General features: G+C 70.8%; 18 protein-coding genes and 1 pseudogene. 10 read left to right on the forward strand and 9 right to left on the reverse strand.

The features are described from left to right. The 7 genes from glgB to ACTIFU_RS01065 form a co-directional block, all read left to right on the forward strand. The coding region (gene glgB, locus ACTIFU_RS01035; RefSeq protein WP_439576416.1) for a 1,4-alpha-glucan branching enzyme at window positions 1-1259 on the forward strand (1259 nt) is incomplete at its 5' end. A 181-nt stretch (window positions 1260-1440) separates the two neighbouring features. After that, the gene (locus tag ACTIFU_RS01040) at window positions 1441-1761 is read left to right on the forward strand and encodes a transporter substrate-binding domain-containing protein (protein WP_439576417.1); all 321 of its coding nucleotides are present in this window, start codon (window positions 1441-1443) and stop codon (window positions 1759-1761) included. Between the two features lie 6 nt (window positions 1762-1767). Continuing rightward, window positions 1768-2469, forward strand: coding sequence for a hypothetical protein (locus ACTIFU_RS01045; RefSeq protein WP_439576418.1), 702 nt, complete (start codon window positions 1768-1770; stop codon window positions 2467-2469). 129 nt (window positions 2470-2598) lie between these two features. Further along, window positions 2599-3765 carry an amino acid ABC transporter permease gene (locus ACTIFU_RS01050; RefSeq protein ID WP_439576419.1) on the forward strand — a complete coding sequence of 389 codons (1167 nt, stop codon included), beginning with the start codon at window positions 2599-2601 and terminating at the stop codon, window positions 3763-3765. 3 nt (window positions 3766-3768) lie between these two features. Further along, window positions 3769-5133 carry an amino acid ABC transporter permease gene (locus ACTIFU_RS01055; RefSeq protein ID WP_439576420.1) on the forward strand — a complete coding sequence of 455 codons (1365 nt, stop codon included), beginning with the start codon at window positions 3769-3771 and terminating at the stop codon, window positions 5131-5133. Then, entirely contained in the window at window positions 5130-5906 is a 777-nt protein-coding gene (locus tag ACTIFU_RS01060) for an amino acid ABC transporter ATP-binding protein (protein ID WP_439576421.1), read from the forward strand. The genes ACTIFU_RS01055 and ACTIFU_RS01060 overlap by 4 nt, the downstream gene beginning before the upstream one ends. A 39-nt stretch (window positions 5907-5945) precedes the next feature. Beyond that, on the forward strand, window positions 5946-6944 hold the full coding sequence (locus ACTIFU_RS01065; RefSeq protein ID WP_439576422.1) for an LLM class flavin-dependent oxidoreductase: 999 nt from the start codon (window positions 5946-5948) through the stop codon (window positions 6942-6944). Window positions 6945-6947: 3 nt separating this feature from the next. Here the strand turns inward: ACTIFU_RS01065 and ACTIFU_RS01070 are convergent, their stop codons facing one another. Then, on the reverse strand, window positions 6948-8198 hold the full coding sequence (locus tag ACTIFU_RS01070) for an MFS transporter (protein WP_439576423.1): 1251 nt from the start codon (window positions 8196-8198) through the stop codon (window positions 6948-6950). A gap of 24 nt (window positions 8199-8222) precedes the next feature. Next, on the reverse strand, window positions 8223-9032 hold the full coding sequence (locus ACTIFU_RS01075; protein WP_439576424.1) for an SDR family NAD(P)-dependent oxidoreductase: 810 nt from the start codon (window positions 9030-9032) through the stop codon (window positions 8223-8225). 129 nt (window positions 9033-9161) lie between these two features. Between ACTIFU_RS01075 and ACTIFU_RS01080 the strand changes: the two genes are divergently transcribed. Genes ACTIFU_RS01080 through ACTIFU_RS01090 form a run of 3 tightly spaced genes read left to right on the forward strand, consistent with a single transcriptional unit; the run spans window position 9162 to window position 11526 of the window. After that, window positions 9162-10322 carry an acyl-CoA dehydrogenase family protein gene (locus ACTIFU_RS01080; RefSeq protein ID WP_439576425.1) on the forward strand — a complete coding sequence of 387 codons (1161 nt, stop codon included), beginning with the start codon at window positions 9162-9164 and terminating at the stop codon, window positions 10320-10322. Further along, window positions 10319-11083 carry a 3-ketoacyl-ACP reductase gene (locus ACTIFU_RS01085; RefSeq protein ID WP_439576426.1) on the forward strand — a complete coding sequence of 255 codons (765 nt, stop codon included), beginning with the start codon at window positions 10319-10321 and terminating at the stop codon, window positions 11081-11083. Before ACTIFU_RS01080 ends, ACTIFU_RS01085 begins: the two co-directional genes overlap by 4 nt. After that, window positions 11080-11526 carry a MaoC family dehydratase gene (locus tag ACTIFU_RS01090; protein WP_439576427.1) on the forward strand — a complete coding sequence of 149 codons (447 nt, stop codon included), beginning with the start codon at window positions 11080-11082 and terminating at the stop codon, window positions 11524-11526. Before ACTIFU_RS01085 ends, ACTIFU_RS01090 begins: the two co-directional genes overlap by 4 nt. Here ACTIFU_RS01090 and ACTIFU_RS01095 read toward each other — a convergent pair. From ACTIFU_RS01095 to ACTIFU_RS01125, 7 genes and pseudogenes are all read right to left on the reverse strand, one after another. Next, on the reverse strand, window positions 11516-12283 hold the full coding sequence (locus ACTIFU_RS01095) for an enoyl-CoA hydratase/isomerase family protein (RefSeq protein ID WP_439576428.1): 768 nt from the start codon (window positions 12281-12283) through the stop codon (window positions 11516-11518). The genes ACTIFU_RS01090 and ACTIFU_RS01095 overlap by 11 nt on opposite strands. A 98-nt stretch (window positions 12284-12381) precedes the next feature. Then, complete coding sequence (locus ACTIFU_RS01100) at window positions 12382-13152, reverse strand: IclR family transcriptional regulator (RefSeq protein ID WP_439576429.1); 771 nt, start codon at window positions 13150-13152, stop codon at window positions 12382-12384. A 3-nt stretch (window positions 13153-13155) separates the two neighbouring features. Next, a complete protein-coding gene (locus ACTIFU_RS01105) occupies window positions 13156-13956 on the reverse strand; it encodes an SDR family NAD(P)-dependent oxidoreductase (RefSeq protein WP_439576430.1) in 801 nt (266 codons plus the stop codon). A 7-nt stretch (window positions 13957-13963) separates the two neighbouring features. Then, entirely contained in the window at window positions 13964-14488 is a 525-nt protein-coding gene (locus ACTIFU_RS01110) for an ABC transporter permease (RefSeq protein WP_439576431.1), read from the reverse strand. 178 nt (window positions 14489-14666) lie between these two features. Beyond that, window positions 14667-14909, reverse strand: a pseudogene (locus tag ACTIFU_RS01115) (ABC transporter permease); the annotation flags it as partial. Beyond that, window positions 14906-15775 carry an ABC transporter permease gene (locus tag ACTIFU_RS01120; protein WP_439576432.1) on the reverse strand — a complete coding sequence of 290 codons (870 nt, stop codon included), beginning with the start codon at window positions 15773-15775 and terminating at the stop codon, window positions 14906-14908. The pseudogene ACTIFU_RS01115 and the gene ACTIFU_RS01120, both read right to left, overlap by 4 nt. A 2-nt stretch (window positions 15776-15777) precedes the next feature. Next, window positions 15778-17835, reverse strand: a complete 2058-nt coding sequence (locus tag ACTIFU_RS01125) for an ABC transporter ATP-binding protein (RefSeq protein WP_439576433.1) — start codon at window positions 17833-17835, stop codon at window positions 15778-15780. Window positions 17836-17839 lie beyond the last annotated feature (4 nt).

The following is a 17839-nucleotide window of genomic DNA, read 5'->3' on the forward strand; positions in this document are numbered from 1 at the left end:
TCGCGCCGTGTTCGCGGCTCGGCCCGCCGGAGGGGTTCGCGCGCTTCGTCGATCGCTGCCACGCCGCCCGGATCGGCGTCATCCTCGACTGGGTGCCGGCGCATTTCCCCACCGACGCGCACGGCATGGGAAGGTTTGACGGCACGGCCCTCTACGAGCACGCCGACCCGCGCGAAGGGTTCCATCGCGACTGGAACACGCTGATCTACAATTTCGGCCGCCACGAGGTGCGTGCCTTCCTGATCGCTTCCGCCCTGCACTGGCTCGAGCACTTCCACGTCGATGGCCTGCGTGTCGATGCGGTCGCCTCGATGCTCTACCGCGACTACTCGCGCGAGGCAGGGGACTGGCTCCCGAACGTCCATGGCGGGCGCGAGAACCTCGAAGCGGTCGCGTTCCTGCGCGAGCTCAACACCGCCGTGCACGCGCGCTGCCCCGGCGCGCTGATGATTGCCGAGGAGAGCACCGCCTGGCCCGGCGTGACGCGCGCGGCCGAACAGGGCGGGCTCGGCTTCGACTGGAAATGGAACATGGGCTGGATGCACGACACGCTGCACTACATGTCGCGCGAGTCCGCCTACCGGCAGTGGCACCACGACGAGATCACCTTCGGCCTCGTCTATGCCTGGAGCGAGCGCTTCATGCTGCCGATCTCGCATGACGAGGTGGTGCACGGGAAGGGCTCGCTCTACGGCAAGATGCCGGGCGATGACTGGCAGAAGCGGGCGAACCTGCGCGCGCTGCTGACGCTGCAATGGACGCATCCCGGCAAGACGCTGCTGTTCATGGGCAGCGAGCTTGCCCAGCCCACCGAGTGGAACCACGACGCCGGTCTGCCCTGGCATCTGCTCGACGACCCGCGCCATGCCGGGGTGCAGCGCCTCGTGCGCGATCTCAACCATGCCTGCCGGGCGCGGCCCGCGCTGCACCGGGACGACACCTCGCCCGACGGGTTCGCCTGGGTCATCGGGGATGATGCGGCCCAGAGCGTGTTCGCCTTTCTGCGCCGCGCCGGCGACGACGTCGCGCTGGTGGTCCTCAATCTCACGCCCGTGCCTCGGCTCGGGTACCGCATCGGCGTGCCGCGGGATGGCGCCTGGCGCGAGGTGCTGAACAGCGACGCCGGCGTCTATGGCGGCGGCAATCTCGGCAATGGCGGCGCGACGCTCGCCACCGGCGAGGGCGCGCACGGCCATCCGTATGCCCTGTCGCTGACGCTGCCGCCGCTCGCCGCGATCGTCCTCGTCCCAGGGGCCTGACCCGACCGGGCGCCCGGGCTGGTGCCGGGTCGGCCACCGGGGCGACCGACCACGCGCGTTTATGGTTTGCATGAATGGTTGAAATGGATAGGCTCCCCGATACGGGGCTCAGAATACGTCGGACGATCTCAAGGATCGGCGGGCTGGGGCTCAGGTTTCACAACCAGGGAGCGTGGATCGCATGAAGAAGAGTCTCTCGCTGCTCGGTGCAGCAGCTGTTGTGCTGGCAGCGACCGGTACGGAGGTCGCGGCGCAGCAGACCCTCGCGCAGGTCAAGGAACGGGGTGCGCTGAACTGCCAGGTCGGCCTGCCGACGCCGGGGTTCTATGCGCTGTCGGCCGACGGCAAGTGGTCCGGCCTCGACGTCGACATGTGCCGCGCGGTCGCCGCGGCGATCTTCAACGACCCGGACAAGGTGCGCTACCAGTCGGTGACCTCGGCGGTGCGGTTCACCTCGCTCGCCAACGGCGAGTCCGACATGCTCTCGCGCACCACCACCTAGACGGCGGTGCGCGACACGCAGCTCGGTCTCGAGTTCACCGGCGTCAACTTCTACGACGGCCAGGGCTTCCTCGTGCCCAGGGCGTCCGGCATCAGGTCGGCGCGCGAACTCGACGGCGCGACCGTCTGCGTGCTGACCGGCACGACGACCGAACTCAACCTGGCCGACTATTTCCGCGCCAACAACATGCGCCTCCAGTCGGTGACGAACGAGAACGTCAACGTGCTGGTCGAGACCTATCTCGGCGGCGGCTGCGACGCCTACACCAACGACAAGTCGGGCCTCGCGGCGCGACGCTCGGCCTTCCCGAACCCGCAGGACCACGTGATCCTGCCGGAGACGATCTCGAAGGAACCGCTCGGCCCGGTGGTCCGGCACGGCGACAACAACTGGGGCGACATCGTCCGCTGGGTGCTGATCGGCATGATCGAGGCCGAGGAGCTCGGTGTGAGCTCGAAGAACGTCGACGAGATGATGAAGTCCGACAATCCGAGCATCAAGCGGCTGCTCGGCGTCGAGGGCAATATCGGCCAGGGCATGGGCCTGACCAACGACTTCATGGTGCGGGTGCTCAAGCACATCGGCAACTATGGCGAGGCGTATGAGCGTCATGTCGGCGCCAATACGCCGGTCGGGATCCCCCGCGATGAGTCGCTGAACGCGCTCTGGACCAAGGGCGGGCTGATGTACGCCATGCCGTTCCGGTGAGCCGACACGGAGCGTGACTGACACGCGGGATCCGCGCGCACGCGCGGATCCCGCCTCGTCCTTCTCCGCGTTCCTGACCGGGCAGGGCAGGCCATGGCAACAACGGCCGCGACAACACGATCGGCCGCGGTGACCGCGAGGGGATCCTCGTTCGTCAACGATGCGTTCGTGCGCGCCGTCTTCTACCAGATCCTCACTGCCGCGATCCTGGTCGGTGGCATCTGGTACCTGGTGTCGAACACCATCAAGAACATGTCGCAGCGCGGCATGGCGGCCGGCTTCGACTTCCTGGAGTACACCGCCGGCTTCAACATCGTCTTTACGCTGATCCCCTACCGCGAGGGTGACACCTACCTCCGCGTGTTCCAGGTCGGGCTCGCGAACACGCTGCTGGTCGCCGTGATCGGCATCGTGCTTGCGACCGTGATCGGGCTGCTGATGGGGCTCGCGCGCCTGTCGACCAACTGGCTCATCCGCAGCCTTGCGCGCTGGTATGTCGAAATCCTGCGCAATACGCCGCTGCTGCTGCAGATCATCGCCTGGTATTTCGGGTTCTTCAATCTGCTCCCCGTGCCGCGTCAGAGCATCGACTGGGGCGGCGCATTCTTCCTCAACAACCGCGGCTTCTACTTCCCTGGACCGGTTCCGCAGGACGGCTTCGGCTGGACCGGGGTGGCGCTTGGACTCGGAATCGTGGTTGCGATCGCGATCCATCGCTGGGCGCGACGGCGGCTCGAAGCGACTGGCCAGTCCTTCCCGTCGGTGATCGTCGGCGTGGGACTGATCGTACTGCTGCCGGTCGCGGTCTTCCTCGCGACCGGTTCGCCGCTCGACTGGGAGATCCCTGCCCTGCGCGGCTTCAACTTCCGCGGCGGGCTGAGCGTGCCGCCGACCTTCTGCGCACTGATCATCGCGCTCGCGATCTACACCTCGTGCTTCATCGCCGAGATCGTGCGCGCCGGCATCCAGTCGGTCAGCCACGGCCAGACCGAGGCGGCGCGCGCGCTCGGCGTGAAGCCCTCGCGCATCATGCGCTTCGTGATCCTGCCGCAGGCGCTGCGCGTGATCATTCCGCCGCTGATCAGCCAGTATCTGAACCTGACCAAGAACTCCTCGCTCGCAATCGCGATCGGCTTCCCGGATCTGGTCAGCGTCTGGATGAACACCTCGCTGAACCAGTCGGGCCGTGCGATCCCGATCGTGGCGATGACCATGGGGTTCTACTGCGCGGTCAGCCTGACCGTGTCGCTGCTGATGAACCTCTACAACCGCCGCGTCCAGATCACGGAGCGCTAAGGCATGCCGGACGAATCGCGCCTCGCCGCGCCGCCCGATCAGGCCCTGGTGTTCCGCCCGAAGCCCGTGCGGCCGCCGCCGCCCTCGTCGATCGGCGTGATCGGCTGGATGCGCGCGAACCTGTTCTCGTCGGTCTCGAACGGGCTGCTGACGCTCCTTGGCGCCTACATCGTGATCGTGTTCTTCACCGCCATCATCAACTGGGCGCTGATCGACGCGGTGTGGGAGGCATCGAACCGCCGCGAGTGCCTCGACAGGGTCGGGCGCGCGGGCGCGTGCTGGCCCGGCGTGATCGCCTGGATTCCCAACCTGCTCTATGGGCTCTACCCCAAGGACCAGGTGTGGCGGATCAACCTCGCCTTCCTGATCCTGGTGGTCTGGGCCGTGCCGCTCTGGCTGCCGCGGGTGAAGTCGAAGGTCGGGATCGGGCTCAGCGCCGTGCTGCTCTATCCGTTCCTCGCCTCCTACTTCTTCCATGGCGGCGAGAAGGACCTGCTCTGGACCGCGCTGATCGCGCTCGGCATGGCGGCCTTCGTCTGGGTCTGGCTGACCACGCTCGCCGAACGCATGACGGGCCTGTCGTTCGGCGCCTTCGTCGCCCGCCTGACCGGCGCGCGGGCCGACGACGAGGACGGGACGCGAACCCGCGCGCGCCTCGGCTACGCGGTCCTCTACGTGTTGGCCGTCGCCGCAACGACGCAGTGGACGCTCGACGAGATTCCGACGCGGCTCTGGGGCGGGCTGTTCCTGACGCTGGTGATCTCGGGGTTCGGCATCACCTTCTCGCTGCCGGCTGGCGTGATGCTCGCCCTCGGCCGGCGCTCGACGATGCCGTTCATCAGCCTCTGCTCGACCGCCTTCATCGAGCTGTTCCGCTCGGTGCCGCTGATCACCATCCTGTTCATGTTCAACACGATGCTGCCGCTGTTCCTGCCGGTCGGCGTCGAGGTGAACCGGCTGCTGCGCGCGATCGTCGCGGTCTGCCTGTTCGCCGCCGCCTACATGGCCGAGATCGTCCGGGGCGGGTTGCAGGCGATCCCGCGCGGCCAGTACGAGGCGGCCTCGGCGGTGGGTCTGGGCTTCTGGCAATCGACCGCGCTGGTGATCATGCCGCAGGCGCTGAAGATCATGATCCCGACCATCGTCGGCAACTTCATCGGCCTGTTCAAGGACACGACGCTGGTCTCGATCATCGGCCTGTTCGACCTGCTCAGCATGGCACGTGCGGTCGGCGAGGACACGACCTGGCTCGGCCTGTTCCTCGAACCGTTCTTCTTCATCACGCTGATCTACTTCGTGTTCTGCTTCCTGATGTCGCAGTACAGCCTCAACCTCGAGCGCACACTCGGCGCGGGGCAGCGGCGATGAGCGGCGCGGCGCTCGCGGACGGGCCCGGAGCGGCGCTGACCGGCACGCCGGCGATCGAGCTCTTCGGGCTGAGCAAGTGGTTCGGCCACTTCCAGGCGCTGAAGGACATCGATCTCCGGGTGGCGGAAGGCGAGAAGGTGGTCGTGTGCGGCCCGTCGGGCTCGGGCAAGTCCACCATGATCCGCTGCGTCAACCAGCTCGAGCGGCAGCAGGAGGGCAAGGTCGTCATCCACGGCCGCGCCTTCGGCGAGAGCACGCAGAAGGACGAGGAGATCCGGCGCGACATCGGCATGGTGTTCCAGCAGTTCAACCTCTTTCCGCACATGACGGTGCTGGAGAACTGCACCTTCGCGCTCACCTGGGTGAAGCACCTGCCGAAGGCCGAGGCCGAGGCGATCGCGATGAGCCTGCTCGAACGCGTGCACATCCCCGAACAGGCGCGCAAGTATCCGTTGCAGCTCTCCGGCGGGCAGCAGCAGCGAGTCGCGATCGCGCGCGCGCTCTGCATGCGCCCGCGCATCATGCTGTTCGACGAGCCCACCTCCGCGCTCGACCCGGAGATGATCAACGAGGTGCTGGAGGTGATGGTCGAGCTCGCCGAGTCCGGCATCACCATGATGGTGGTGACGCACGAGATGGGCTTCGCGCGCAAGGTCGCCGATCGGGTGATCTTCATGGACCAGGGCGAGATCGTCGAGGACGCCCCGCCCGAGGTGTTCTTCGCCAACCCGCGCTACGACCGCACGCGACTGTTCCTGAGCCAGATCCTGTAGCCGGTTGCCGGACATCCGCGGCCCGCCCATATCCCTGCCATGCCTCCGCTCTCGGTCCTCGACCTCGCCCCTGTCGCCGAAGGACGCCGGCCCGGCGACGCGCTGCGCAACGCCGTCGATCTCGCACGCCAGGCGGAGGCGCTCGGCTATCGCCGCTACTGGATGGCCGAGCACCACAACATGCCCGGCATCGCCAGTGCCGCGACCGCCGTCGCGCTCGCCCATGTCGGCGCGGGAACGGAGCGCATCCGCATCGGCGCCGGCGGCGTGATGCTGCCGAACCACGCGCCGCTGGTGATCGCCGAGCAGTTCGGCACGCTCGCGGCACTTCATCCGGGCCGCGTCGATCTCGGGGTCGGGCGAGCGCCAGGCACCGACCCGCGCACCGCCTGGGCGCTCCGCCGCACGCTGGCCTCGGACGAGGACGCCTTCCCGCAGGATGTCGTCGAGCTGATGGACTGGTTCCGCGAGCCCGTGCCCGGCCAGGCGGTGGTGGCCACCCCGGGGGCGGGCGAGGCGGTAGAGGTCTGGATCCTCGGCTCCTCCACCTTCGGCGCCCAGCTCGCCGCCGCGCTTGGCCTGCCTTACGCCTTCGCCTCGCATTTCGCGCCGGCGCAGATGATGCAGGCGCTGGCACTCTACCGCGAGCAGTTCCGCCCGTCGGAGCGGCTGGCGAAGCCCCACGCCATGCTCGGGGTCCACGTGGTCGCCGCGGAGACGGACGCGGAGGCGCGCTTCCTGTTCACGTCGCACCAGCAGGCGCTGCTGAACCGGCGCACCGGACGGCCCGGCACGCTGCCGCCGCCGGTGGAGGGTTTCGTCGAGCGGCTCGATCCGCACGCCCGCGCGGTGATCGAGGCCTCGCTGGGCATCGTCGCGGTGGGCGGGCCGGCGACGGTGCGCGCGGAGCTCGCCGCCTTCGTCGAGCGCACGGGCGCGGACGAGCTGATCGTCACCGCGCAGATCTTCGACCATGCGGCGCGCAAGCGCTCCTACGCGCTGCTCGCGGAGGCCGCGGCGGAGGCGATGGCGGCGTAGCGCTCAGCCGTGGCGCGCATTCGCCGGCGCGTCGAGCGGCCAGAGATGCCGGCGCCAGAACAGCGCGATCGCGCCCGTGCAGGCGAGGCCGAACCCGGCATAGAGCGTGGCCGAGCGTGGGAAGCCGATCGTGGCGATCAGCGGCCCCGCGATCAGCAGTCCCACGGGCAGGCCGTACACCGCCAGCATGCGCAGCCCCATCACGCGGCCGCGGAACAGCGGATTGCCGACGCGCAGCAGCACCGCCGCAAGCGGCACCATGGCGAAGCTCTGCACGAATCCCGCCATCGCCAGCAGCGCCATGCCGAGGGCCGCGACCTCGACGCGCGCGAACACCAGCAGCAGCGCGAACCAGAGCGCGGCCGCCGCCAGCATCGTGCGCGCCGGCGGCACCACGCCCCCGCGCGCGCTCAGCAGCACCGAGCCTGCGAGCCCGCCGCCGGCGAAGCTCGCGAGCAGATAGCTGAGCCCGGCGCGGTCCGTGCCGTACACCTCGCGTGCGACATAGGGCATCAGTCCCTGTGACAACGGATACGCCGCGAAGTTCAGCAGGAAGGCGAGCGCGATCGCCGCCAGCAGGGGCGGCGTGGTGCGGACATAGGCCACGCCGTCGGCAAGCTCGCGCCAGGGCGAGGTCACGCTGGCGCCGGTCCGGCGCGCCGTCCGCTCCTCCACGCCGAGCGTCAGCGCGAAGCTCAGCAGGTAGAGCCCGGTGACGACGAGATAGGCCCGCCCCGTGCCGAGGGCGGCCACCAGCGCGGCACCGCTCAGCGCGCCCGCGATCTTCGCCGAGTCGGCACTCGTGCGCTCGATCGACAGCGCGCCCATCAGAAGGGTGGGCGGCATCGTCGCGCCGATCAGCGCGTTGCGCATTCCCATGTCCGACGGCCGCACCAGCCCCGCGAGCGCCGTCACCGCGAACACGGCGGCCGGGCTCAGCGTGCGGGTGAGCGCGAGCGTGGTCAGGATCGCCGCCAGCACCGCGTAGACGATGCGCATCCCGCACAGCACCAGGCGATGGCCGACGCGGTCGCCGGCGACGCCGAACAGCGGCGAGATCAGCGTGCCGACCAGCTGCAGCGCGCCGAACAGGCTGAGCAGCACGACCGAGCCGGTCTCGACCAGCACATACCAGCCGAGGATCAGCGTCTCCATCTCGAACGCCCAGGACACCGCGAGGTCGGACGGCCACTGGAAGCGGAAGCTGCGCTGGCGGAACGGTGCCAGCGTGGAGGCGCGCGGGGTCGGGCTCACGTCGGGCGGGACATGTCCGTGGCGTCAGATCGGCTTGGGCGAGGCGAGCGTGGTGCTGCCGGCGGAGGTGCCGGCATCGACCGGCAGGGTGATCCCGGTGACCCAGCGTGCGGCCGGCGAGACGAGCCAGGCGATCGCCTCGGCGACGTCCCAGGCGGTGCCCTCGGTCTTGAGCAGCGTGGCCTCGCGCCGCGCCGCGCGCCCCGCCTCGTCGAGCCCGCGCACCGCCACCATCGGCGTGTAGACGTAGCCCGGCGCGACGCAGTTGACGCGGATCCCCTCCGGCCCGTGATGTGCCGCCATCGCGCGCGTCATCTGCACGATCGCGCCCTTCGTGGTGGCGTAGAGCAGGCCGGGATGTCCCGCGAGCAGCCCGGCGACCGAGGAGAGGTTGACGATCGCGCCGCCGCCCGACTTGCGCATCTCGGGGATCGCGTATTTCGACATCAGCATGACCGAGCCGACATTGATGCGCATCGCCCGGTCCCACGCCTCGGCATCGACCTCGACCGCGCTGCCAGGCGGGCCGGAGATGCCGACATTGTTCACCAGGATGTCGAGCCGCCCCCAGCGCGCGACCGCCGCGGCGACGATCTCGCGGCACTGCGACGCCTCCGAGACGTCGCCCGTCACCATGGCGTGCTCGCCGCCCTCGGCCGTGATCGTCGCCGCCGTCGCGGCCATCCAGTCGCGCTCGACATCGGCGAGCAGCACGCGCGCGCCGCGGCGGGCGAGCGTGATCGCGGTCGCGCGGCCGTTGCCGATGCCCTCGCCGCGCGAGCCCGCGCCGGTGACGATCGCGACCTTGCCGTCGAGCGCGACGCTGTCCGTCATGCGTTTCCTCCTCCTGCATGCCAGCCTGCACCAGGGCGCCGCGCGCGACCAGACGGGGCGTCTGGACGCAGGGTTGCGCCTCGGCCACGATGCGCGGCCGGGCCGAGGCCTGGTCCAAGGGGAAACGTGATGCCGGACGGCGCAGTCGCGACCGACGATTCCGAGCTCGATCCGTCGCTCGCGCAGCTGCGCGACACGGTGCGGCGCTTCGCCGACGAGCGCGTGGTCCCGCGCGCGGGCGACCTCGACGAGTCGGAGGAGTGCCCCGAGGATCTCTACCGCGCGCTCGCCGCGCTCGGCCTGTTCGGCATCACCGTGCCGGAGGCGCTCGGCGGCACCGGCGCGGGCGCGCTTGCCTATGCGGTGGTGATGGAGGAGCTCGCGCGCGGCTATGCGTCGGTCGCGGACCAGGTCGGGCTGGTGGAGCTGGTCGCCACCCTGCTCGCCGAGCACGGCACGGCGGAACAGCAGGCGCGCTATCTGCGTCCGCTGCTCGCGCGCGAACGGCGCTGCGCCTATGCGCTGACCGAGGAGGGCGCGGGGTCGGATCTTGCGGCGCTGAAGGCGACCGCGCGGCGCGACGGCGCGGGCTGGGTGCTGACCGGCAGCAAGCTCTGGATCCACATGGCCCCACTCGCCGACTTCGCCGCCGTGCTCGCGCGCACGAACCCCGAGGCCGGGCATCGCGGCATGGCGGTGTTGCTGGTCGAGCTCGACGCGCCCGGCGTCACCCGCCTGCGTGCCGAGCACAAGATGGGCCAGCGCGCCTCTCCGGTCGGCGGGCTCGTGTTCGAGGATGTGCGGCTGCCGGACGACGCGCTGCTCGGTCAGGACGGACGCGGCTTCCACCTGATGATGAGCGTGCTGGACAAGGGCCGCATCGGCATCGCGGCCCTCGCCCTCGGCATTCTCCAGCGCGCGCTCGAGGAGAGCATCGCCCACGCCAAGGACCGCGTGCAGTTCGGCAAGCCGATCGCCGAGTTCCAGGCGGTGCAGTGGATGATCGCCGACATGGCGAAGGACGCGCATGCCGCGCGGCTGATGGTGCGCCATGCCGCGCGGCTGCTCGATGCCGGCAGGCGCGCGACGCTGGAGGCGAGTTTCGCCAAGTGCTTCGCCTCCGACGCGGCGGTGGCGCGCACGGCGGATGCGGTGCAGATCCATGGCGGGTCGGGCTATATCCGCGGCGTGACGGTCGAGCGACTCTATCGCGACGCCAAGATCACGCAGATCTACGAAGGCACGAATCAGATCCAGCGCATGATCATGGCGCGCCACCTGCTCGCATGAGGCCCGCCGCCCTCGTCACCGGCGCGCGCCGGGGGATCGGCCGCGCCACCTGTGCCGCGCTCGCCGCGCGCGGCTTCGACGTGGTCGGCGCCGATCTGTCGGATGACGGCGCGGCCGAGACCGAGGCTGCCGTGATCGCGGCAGGCGGGGCGTTCCGCTTCCTCACCGCCGACGTGGCCGCGACCGCCGCGCACGGTGCGCTCGTCGAGGCCGCGTGGGCCGCGTTCGGCGGCCTCGAATGCCTGGTGAACAACGCGGGCGTCGGCGCGCTCGCCCGCGGCGATCTGCTCGACGTGACCGAAGCCTCGTTCGACCGCTGCCTCGGCGTGAACACGCGCGGCGCCTTCTTCCTCGCCCAGGCGGCAGCACGGCGGATGGTCGGCCCTGGCGCGCCCGCGCGCGGGGCGCGCTCGATCCTGTTCGTCTCCTCGGCGAATGCGTTCATGCCGGCGGTCGATCGCGGCGAGTACTGCATCTCCAAGGCGGCCGCGTCGATGGTGGCGAGGCTGTTCGCGGTGCGGCTCGCCGAGGCCGGCATCGCCGTGCACGAGATCCGCCCCGGCGTGATCCGCACGGAAATGACCGCGCCGGTGGCCGAACGCTACACCGCGCGCATCGAGGCCGGACTGTCACCCATCCGCCGCTGGGGCGAGGCCGAGGATGTCGGCCGCGCCATCGCTGCCCTCGCCGCCGGCGACCTCCCCTTCACCACCGGCGATGCCTTCCACATCGACGGCGGCCTGCACCTGCACCGGCTATGAGCGCGCTGCGTTACGAGGAGATCGCGGTCGGGCTCGACTACGACACGCCCGGCATCACGATCGGCGAGCACCACGTGCTCGGCTTCGCCGGTCTGACGGGAGACTTCTACGAGCTGCACGTCGATGACGACTACGCGCGCTCGATCGGCTATCCGGGCCGGGTCGCGCACGGGCTGCTCGGGCTTGCCCTCGCCGACGGGCTGAAGAACCGCGCTGGCGTGCGGCTCGCGGCGATCGTCTCGCTTGGCTGGCGCTGGACATTCACGGGCCCGATCCTGATCGGCGACCGCATCGCCGCGCGCATCCGCGTCGTGGCCAAGCGCGAGACGAAGAAGCCCGACCGCGGCATCGTCACGATCGAGGTGACGCTGACCAATCAGCGCGGCGAGGTGGTACAGCAGGGCGAGAACGACATGATGGTGTGGCGCCGCCCTACCGCTTGAACGCCGCGTCGCGCTTCTCGGCGAAGGCGCGGATGCCCTCGCGGTGGTCGCCGGCGGCGAAACAGAGCACGTTCATCTCGTTCTCGTAGGCAAGCCCGGCCGAGAGCGGCGCCTCCAGCGCCTGGCGCACGGCCGCCTTCACCGCCTGCACGGCGACCGGGCTGAAGCCCGCGAGCGTCCGGCAGAGCGCGCGCGCGACCTCCTCCTCCGCCCCGTCCTCCACCACCTGCTCGACCAGGCGGAGCCGCTGTGCCTCCTCGGCATCGACAGGTTCGCCGGTCAGCAGCAGCCGCATCGCCGCCCCGTAGCCGATCAGCCGCGGCAGCATCTGCGACGCCCCGCCGCCGCCGACCCAGCCGCGCGTCACCTCCGGGAAGCCGATGCGCGTCGAGCGAGCGGCGATGCGGAGGTCCGAGGCGAGCGCCATCTCGGCGCCGCCGCCGAGCGTCCAGCCCTTCAGCGCAGCGATCACCGGCTTGCGGATGCCGCGGATCGCCGCCTCGTAGACGACACGGTTGCGGAACGCCCACGCATCCGGATAGGCCGCGAGCGCATGGAGATCGCTGCCCGCGCAGAAGGCGCGGCTGCCGGCACCGCGCAGCAGCACCGCACGGACCGCGTCATCCGCGTCGATGCGGCGCGCGTGCTCGGCCAGCTCCGCCGCCATCGCCGGCGTCACCGCGTTGTGCTTGGCCGGCCGATCGATCACCAGCTCCGCCACCCCGTCCGCGACCTCGAGCCGCACCGCGCCGTCCATGCACATCCCTCCGCGCTCCATTCCCGACGCCAGATTGGCCCCGCCGGCACGGCGCCGCCAGCCTTGCGCGGGGCGCCACGCCATGCCGGCGTTGACGCTCAGCGCGGCGGCGTGCCGTCGAACCGCGCCGCAACCGCGGCCGCTGCCTGCATCAGCGCCGCGCCGATGCGCGGCAGCGCCTCCACCGGCAGGCGCTGCGCCGGCCCCGAAATGCTGAGCGCGGCCGAGAGCCCGTGCAGCGGAATCGCCGCGGCGACGCAATGCGCGCCGGTCTCGTTCTCCTCCAGGTCGAGTGCGAAGCCCTGCGCGGACGCGGTCGCGAGCTCCTCGGCGAGGGCCGCGCGGCTGGTGATCGTGCGCGGGGTGCGCCTCAGCAGCCGTCTCGGCAGCCCGTCCAGTCGATCCTCCTCCGGACGGATCGCGAGCATCGCCTTGCCGAGGCTGGTCGAATGGATCGGGTCGCGCGCGCCGATCGCGGCTTCCATGCGCAGCGAGCGCGTGCTGCCGACCATCGCGACATAGATCACCTCGGCGCCATCGGCGACACCGAGATTGACGGTCTCGTTGAATCGCAGCTGCAGCCGCTGCATCTCGGGGAGCGCCGCCTGGCGCAGCGCCTCGATCGCGGCGGCGGGCGCGGGCATCGCCGCAAGCCGCGGCCCGGCCGTGTAGGCGTCGTTGCCCTCGGCCTGCACGACGAACCCGGCCGAGCGCAGCGTGTAGAGGTAGCGGAACGCAGTGGTCTTGGGCAGCGCGGTGCGCTCGGCGAGCTCCGACAGCGTGAGCGGCCGCCCTTCGCCCACCAGCGCCTCCAGCAGCTGCAATGCCTTGCGCACCGGCTTGACGACGTAGCGGGCGTCCAGACTCATCGGTCAGATCGCCACCGTCATGGCGCCGTCGACGGTCAGCACCGCGCCGGTCGTGTAGGAGGACGCAGCGGAGCAGAGATAGAGCGCGGCCGCCCCCAGTTCGTCCGGATGACCCCAGCGGCCCGCCGGCGTGCGCGCGGCGATGCGCGCCTGGAATGTCGGATCGCTGCGCCGGAGCGTCTCGTTGCCGGCGGTGAGAAAGTAGCCGGGGGCGAGCGCGTTCACCGTCACCCCGCTCGGCGCGAGCTCCACCGCAAGCGCGCGCACCAGCCCATTCATTCCGGCCTTCGCCGCGGCATAGCCCGGCATGGAAGGCCGGGCGATGAAGGCGTTGATGGAGGAGACGAACAGGATGCGCCCGTAGCCCGCGGGCACCATCACGCGTGAGGCCTCGCGCGCGAGCCGGAAGCCCGCGGCGAGATGCGACTCGAACACCGCGCGGAAATCCGCGTCGGTCTGATCGAGCGCGGGCTTGCGCACGCCGCCGCCGGCATTGCTGACCAGGATGTCGAGCCGGCCATGCCGTTCCGCGATCGCTCGCACCGCGGCGGTCGCGGCCTCGGCATCCGTCACGTCGAACGGCGCGACCTCCGCCGCCAGACCCCAGGCGCGCAGGGCCGCCTCGCGCGACGCGAGCGCGGCCGCATCGCGCCCGTTCAGCGCCACCCGCGCGCCGGCGGCGGCCAGCGCGCGCGCGATCGCCCAGCCGAGCCCCCGCGAGGCGCCCGTCACCAGCGCGACCCGGCCCGTCAGGTCGAACAGTCTCGCGGGCGGTGCGGGCGGCGCGTCTGCCGGCGTGCTCATCGCTCGCTCAGGCGTACTCGATGCGCGGATCGATATAGGCGTAGAGCACGTCCACCATCACGTTGATGACGATGTAGATCACCAGGATCACCAGGATGCAGCCCTGGATCAGCGGGTAGTCGCGCGTGCTGATCGCGGTGATCAGCAGCCGCCCGAGGCCCGGATAGGTGAACACCGCTTCCGTGACGACCGTGCCGCCGATGAAGTTCGCCATCATCAGCCCGACGATGGTGACGAAGGGCAGCATCGCGTTGCGCATCACGTGCCGGCCGACCACGTCGCGCTCGGGCAGCCCCTTCGAGCGCGCGGTCCGCACATAGTCGGCGCGCAGCTCGGCCACCAGCGAGGCGCGCAGGAAGCGGGCGAAGATGCCCGACACATAGACGCCGAGCGTCAGCGCCGGCAGCAGGATGTTGCGCAGCATCTCGATCGGCGAGTCCCAGAACGGCACGTAGCCCGAGGCCGAGGGCAGCCAGCGCAGGTGCACCGCGAACAGCAGGATCAGCAGGATGCCGAGCCAGAAGGTCGGCACGCCGAGTGCCAGCGCGCTCCAGCCGCTGAGCGCGGTCGAGCCACGAGCCGGGCATCAGCGCGCTCGCCACCGCCACGGGGATGCCGATCAGCAGCCCGACGACGGTCGCCGCGAGGCCGAGTTGCACGGTGGCCGGCAGGCGTTCGCCGATCAGCGACGCGACGGGCTGGCGCGAATGCAGCGACACGCCGAGATCGCCGCACAGCGCGTCCGTCAGCCAGGCCCAGTACTGCACGATCACCGGCCGGTCGAGGCCGAGCTCGGCGCGCAGCGCGGCAACCTGCTCCGGTGTCGCGTTCTCGCCGAGGATCATCCCGACGGGACCACCCGGAATCGCATAGACCATCGCCCAGATGCCGATCGAGGCGAGCACCAGCACCGGCAGCAGCTGCGCAAGGCGGCGGAGGATGTAGCCGATCACGGCCGGCCTCCCTGAAGCGCTACGGGCTCCTCGATCTCGTGGCGGTCCTCGAGCACCGAGGCCATGGCGCGGCCGAGCAGGTCGAGCGAAAGGATCGTCAGCGTCAGCACCAGCCCGGGCAGCACCGCGTAGGTCGGCGCCTCGTAGAGGAAGGTCTTGCCGGTGCGCAGCATCTCGCCCCAGGAGGGCGTGGGCGGCGGGATGCCGATGCCGAGGAAGGCGAGCGCGGCCTCGAGCAGGATCGCGACCGAGGACAGCACCACCACCTGCACCAGGATCGGGCTCCAGGAGTTCGGCAGCACGGTCCGGAACATCATGTAGGCGGCCGAGCCGCCGAGCGCCTCGACCGCGACGACGAAGTCGCGCTTGCGCAACGACAGCACCTGCGCGCGGGTGATGCGCGCGAAGGAGGGGATGCCGGTGATGCCGACCGCGAGCAAAGCCGCCGCCTGGCTGCGCCCGATCACGGCGATGATCGCCATCGCCAGCAGGATGCCCGGCAGCGCCAGCAGCACATCGACCAGCCGCATCAGCACCGCGTCGCGCCAGCCGCCGAAGAACCCCGCCATCAGCCCGATCGGCACGCCGACCGCGCCCGCGATTGTGACGGCGCCGGCCGCCGTCATCAGCGAGGTGCGCGCGCCGTAGATCACGCGCGCAAGGATGTCGCGGCCGAGCTCGTCCGTGCCGAACCAGTGCGCGGCCGATGGCCCTTCCAGTTCCGCGAGCAGGTCCTGCGCCAGCGGATCGATCGGCAGCACGGGGGCCAGGATCGCGAGCACGATCAGCGTCGCGAGCCAGGTGAGGCTGACCTGCGCGGCACCGCGCGCGACCACACGCCTTGCGAGTTCGCGCGACCGGTGCATCGTCACACCACCTCCTGCGGGCGCGCGGCACCGGCCGCCGGCACCAGCGGTCCGGCGTGGTGGCAGGCGGTGCGCGTCGGCAGCCCGGGATACGGCCGGAACGCGGGCGCCTCTGCCGGGCAGCGCGCATCGGCGCGGAAGCAGCGCGGGTGGAAGGTGCAGCCCGGGGGCGGCGAGGCCGGGTTCGGGATCTCGCCCTCCAGCACGATGCGCTTGCGCACGCCGCGCAGGCTCGGATCCGGCACCGGCACGGCCGAGAGCAGCGACTGGGTGTAGGGATGCACCGGTGTGGCGTAGAGCGCCTGCTTCTCGCTCTCCTCGACGATCCGCCCGAGATACATCACGGCGACGCGGTCGGAGATGTGGCGCACCACCGACAGGTCATGCGCGATGAACAGATAGGCGAGGCCGAGTTCGCGCTGGAGATCCTGCAACAGGTTGATGATCTGCGCCTGGATCGAGACGTCGAGCGAGGCGACCGGCTCGTCGAGGATCAGCAGGCGCGGCTCGAGCGCGAGCGCGCGCGCGATGCCGATGCGCTGCTTCTGCCCGCCCGAGAACTCGTGCGGGAAGCGTCCCATCATGCTCGGCGACAGCCCCACCATCTCGAACAGCCGCGCGATCCGCGCGGCACCGCCCATCTGCTCGTAGAGCCCGTGGATGCGCAGCGGCTCGGCGACGATCTCGCCCGCGCTCTTGATCGGGTTGAGCGAGGCGAAGGGGTCCTGGAACACGTACTGCATGTGCCGGCGCACCTGGCGCATCGCGCCGCGGCCGAGCGCGGTGATGTCGCGGCCGCCGAAACGGATGCGCCCGCCGGTCGCCTTCACCAGCCCCATGATGGCGCGGCCCGTCGTCGTCTTGCCGCAGCCGGACTCGCCGACGAGGCCGACCGTCTCGCCCTCGTGCACCGCCAGGCTCACGCCGTCGACCGCACGCAGCCAGCCGACGCGGCGTCGCAGGATGCCGGCCCTGATCGGGAAATGCACCTGGAGGTCCTCGACCGACAGCAGCGGTTCCGTGTCGCGCTGCAGGTTCGGCAGCGTTCGTTCCGCCGCATCGGGCTCGCGCACCACCGACGGTGCCGGCACCTCGTCGGCGAAGTGACAGGCGCTGAGATGCGCCGGACCGCAGGCGCGCAATGCCGGTTCCTCGGCGCGGCAGCGATCGCGTTCGTTCGAGACCGCGCAGCGCGGATGGAACACACAGCCCGGCGGCAGGTTCGCCGGCGCGGGCGGCTGGCCCGGAATCGGCTCGAGCCGCACGCCCCCGCCGTCGAGTCGCGGCAGGCCGCGCAGCAGCGCGACCGTGTAGGGATGGCGCGGGCGGGCGAAGATCGTCTCGACCGGGCCGGACTCGACGATCCGCCCGCCATACATCACTGCCACGCGATGCGCCATTTCGGCGATCACGCCGAGATCATGCGTGATCAGGATCACCGCGGCCCCCGTCTCGGCCTGGCGGCGGGCGAGCAACGACAGCACCTGCGCCTGCACCGTGACGTCGAGCGCGGTGGTGGGCTCGTCGGCGATGATCAGGCGAGGCCGCCCCGCCATCGCCATCGCGATCACCGCGCGCTGGCGCATCCCGCCCGAGAACTGGTGCGGGTACTGGATCACGCGCCCGGCGGGATCCGGGATATCGACCTCGCGCAGGAGCTCGACCGCGCGCGCGCGCGCCTGCTCGGCGCGCAGCCTTCCGTGCGCAACCTGGCCCTCGGTCACCTGTCGGCCGATCGTGAACACGGGGTTCAGCGTCGTCGTCGGGTCCTGGAACACCATGCCGACATCGACACCCCGCATGCGTCTGAGCGTCTCGGGGTCGGCGTCGGTGATCTCGACGCCGCCGAGCCGGATCGAGCCGCGCACGCGCGCGGTCGGCGGCAAGAGACCCGAGATCGCGAGCGAGGTCACGCTCTTGCCCGAACCCGACTCGCCGACGATCCCAAGCACCTCGTTGGCGCGCACGTCGAGGTCGATGCCGCGCACCGCCGGCACGGGACGGCCCGAGCCGACGAAGGCCACCTCGAGCGCACGGACGGAGAGGATCGGCTCAGTCATCCGT

The sequence above is a fragment of the Elioraea sp. genome, from assembly GCF_051860475.1.
Classification (GTDB): Bacteria; Pseudomonadota; Alphaproteobacteria; order Acetobacterales; family Acetobacteraceae; genus Elioraea.

What these genes read in the sequence shown, in the direction of transcription:
- ACTIFU_RS01040 (WP_439576417.1), top strand. Translation starts at nt 1,441, where the DNA reads ATGAAGAAGAGTCTCTCGCTGCTCGGTGCAGCAGCTGTTGTGCTGGCA.
- ACTIFU_RS01055 (WP_439576420.1), top strand. Translation starts at nt 3,769, where the DNA reads ATGCCGGACGAATCGCGCCTCGCCGCGCCGCCCGATCAGGCCCTGGTG.
- ACTIFU_RS01060 (WP_439576421.1), top strand. Translation starts at nt 5,130, where the DNA reads ATGAGCGGCGCGGCGCTCGCGGACGGGCCCGGAGCGGCGCTGACCGGC.
- ACTIFU_RS01065 (WP_439576422.1), top strand. Translation starts at nt 5,946, where the DNA reads ATGCCTCCGCTCTCGGTCCTCGACCTCGCCCCTGTCGCCGAAGGACGC.
- ACTIFU_RS01075 (WP_439576424.1), bottom strand. Translation starts at nt 9,032, where the DNA reads ATGACGGACAGCGTCGCGCTCGACGGCAAGGTCGCGATCGTCACCGGC.
- ACTIFU_RS01080 (WP_439576425.1), top strand. Translation starts at nt 9,162, where the DNA reads ATGCCGGACGGCGCAGTCGCGACCGACGATTCCGAGCTCGATCCGTCG.
- ACTIFU_RS01085 (WP_439576426.1), top strand. Translation starts at nt 10,319, where the DNA reads ATGAGGCCCGCCGCCCTCGTCACCGGCGCGCGCCGGGGGATCGGCCGC.
- ACTIFU_RS01090 (WP_439576427.1), top strand. Translation starts at nt 11,080, where the DNA reads ATGAGCGCGCTGCGTTACGAGGAGATCGCGGTCGGGCTCGACTACGAC.
- ACTIFU_RS01095 (WP_439576428.1), bottom strand. Translation starts at nt 12,283, where the DNA reads ATGGACGGCGCGGTGCGGCTCGAGGTCGCGGACGGGGTGGCGGAGCTG.
- ACTIFU_RS01100 (WP_439576429.1), bottom strand. Translation starts at nt 13,152, where the DNA reads ATGAGTCTGGACGCCCGCTACGTCGTCAAGCCGGTGCGCAAGGCATTG.
- ACTIFU_RS01105 (WP_439576430.1), bottom strand. Translation starts at nt 13,956, where the DNA reads ATGAGCACGCCGGCAGACGCGCCGCCCGCACCGCCCGCGAGACTGTTC.
- ACTIFU_RS01120 (WP_439576432.1), bottom strand. Translation starts at nt 15,775, where the DNA reads ATGCACCGGTCGCGCGAACTCGCAAGGCGTGTGGTCGCGCGCGGTGCC.
- ACTIFU_RS01125 (WP_439576433.1), bottom strand. Translation starts at nt 17,835, where the DNA reads ATGACTGAGCCGATCCTCTCCGTCCGTGCGCTCGAGGTGGCCTTCGTC.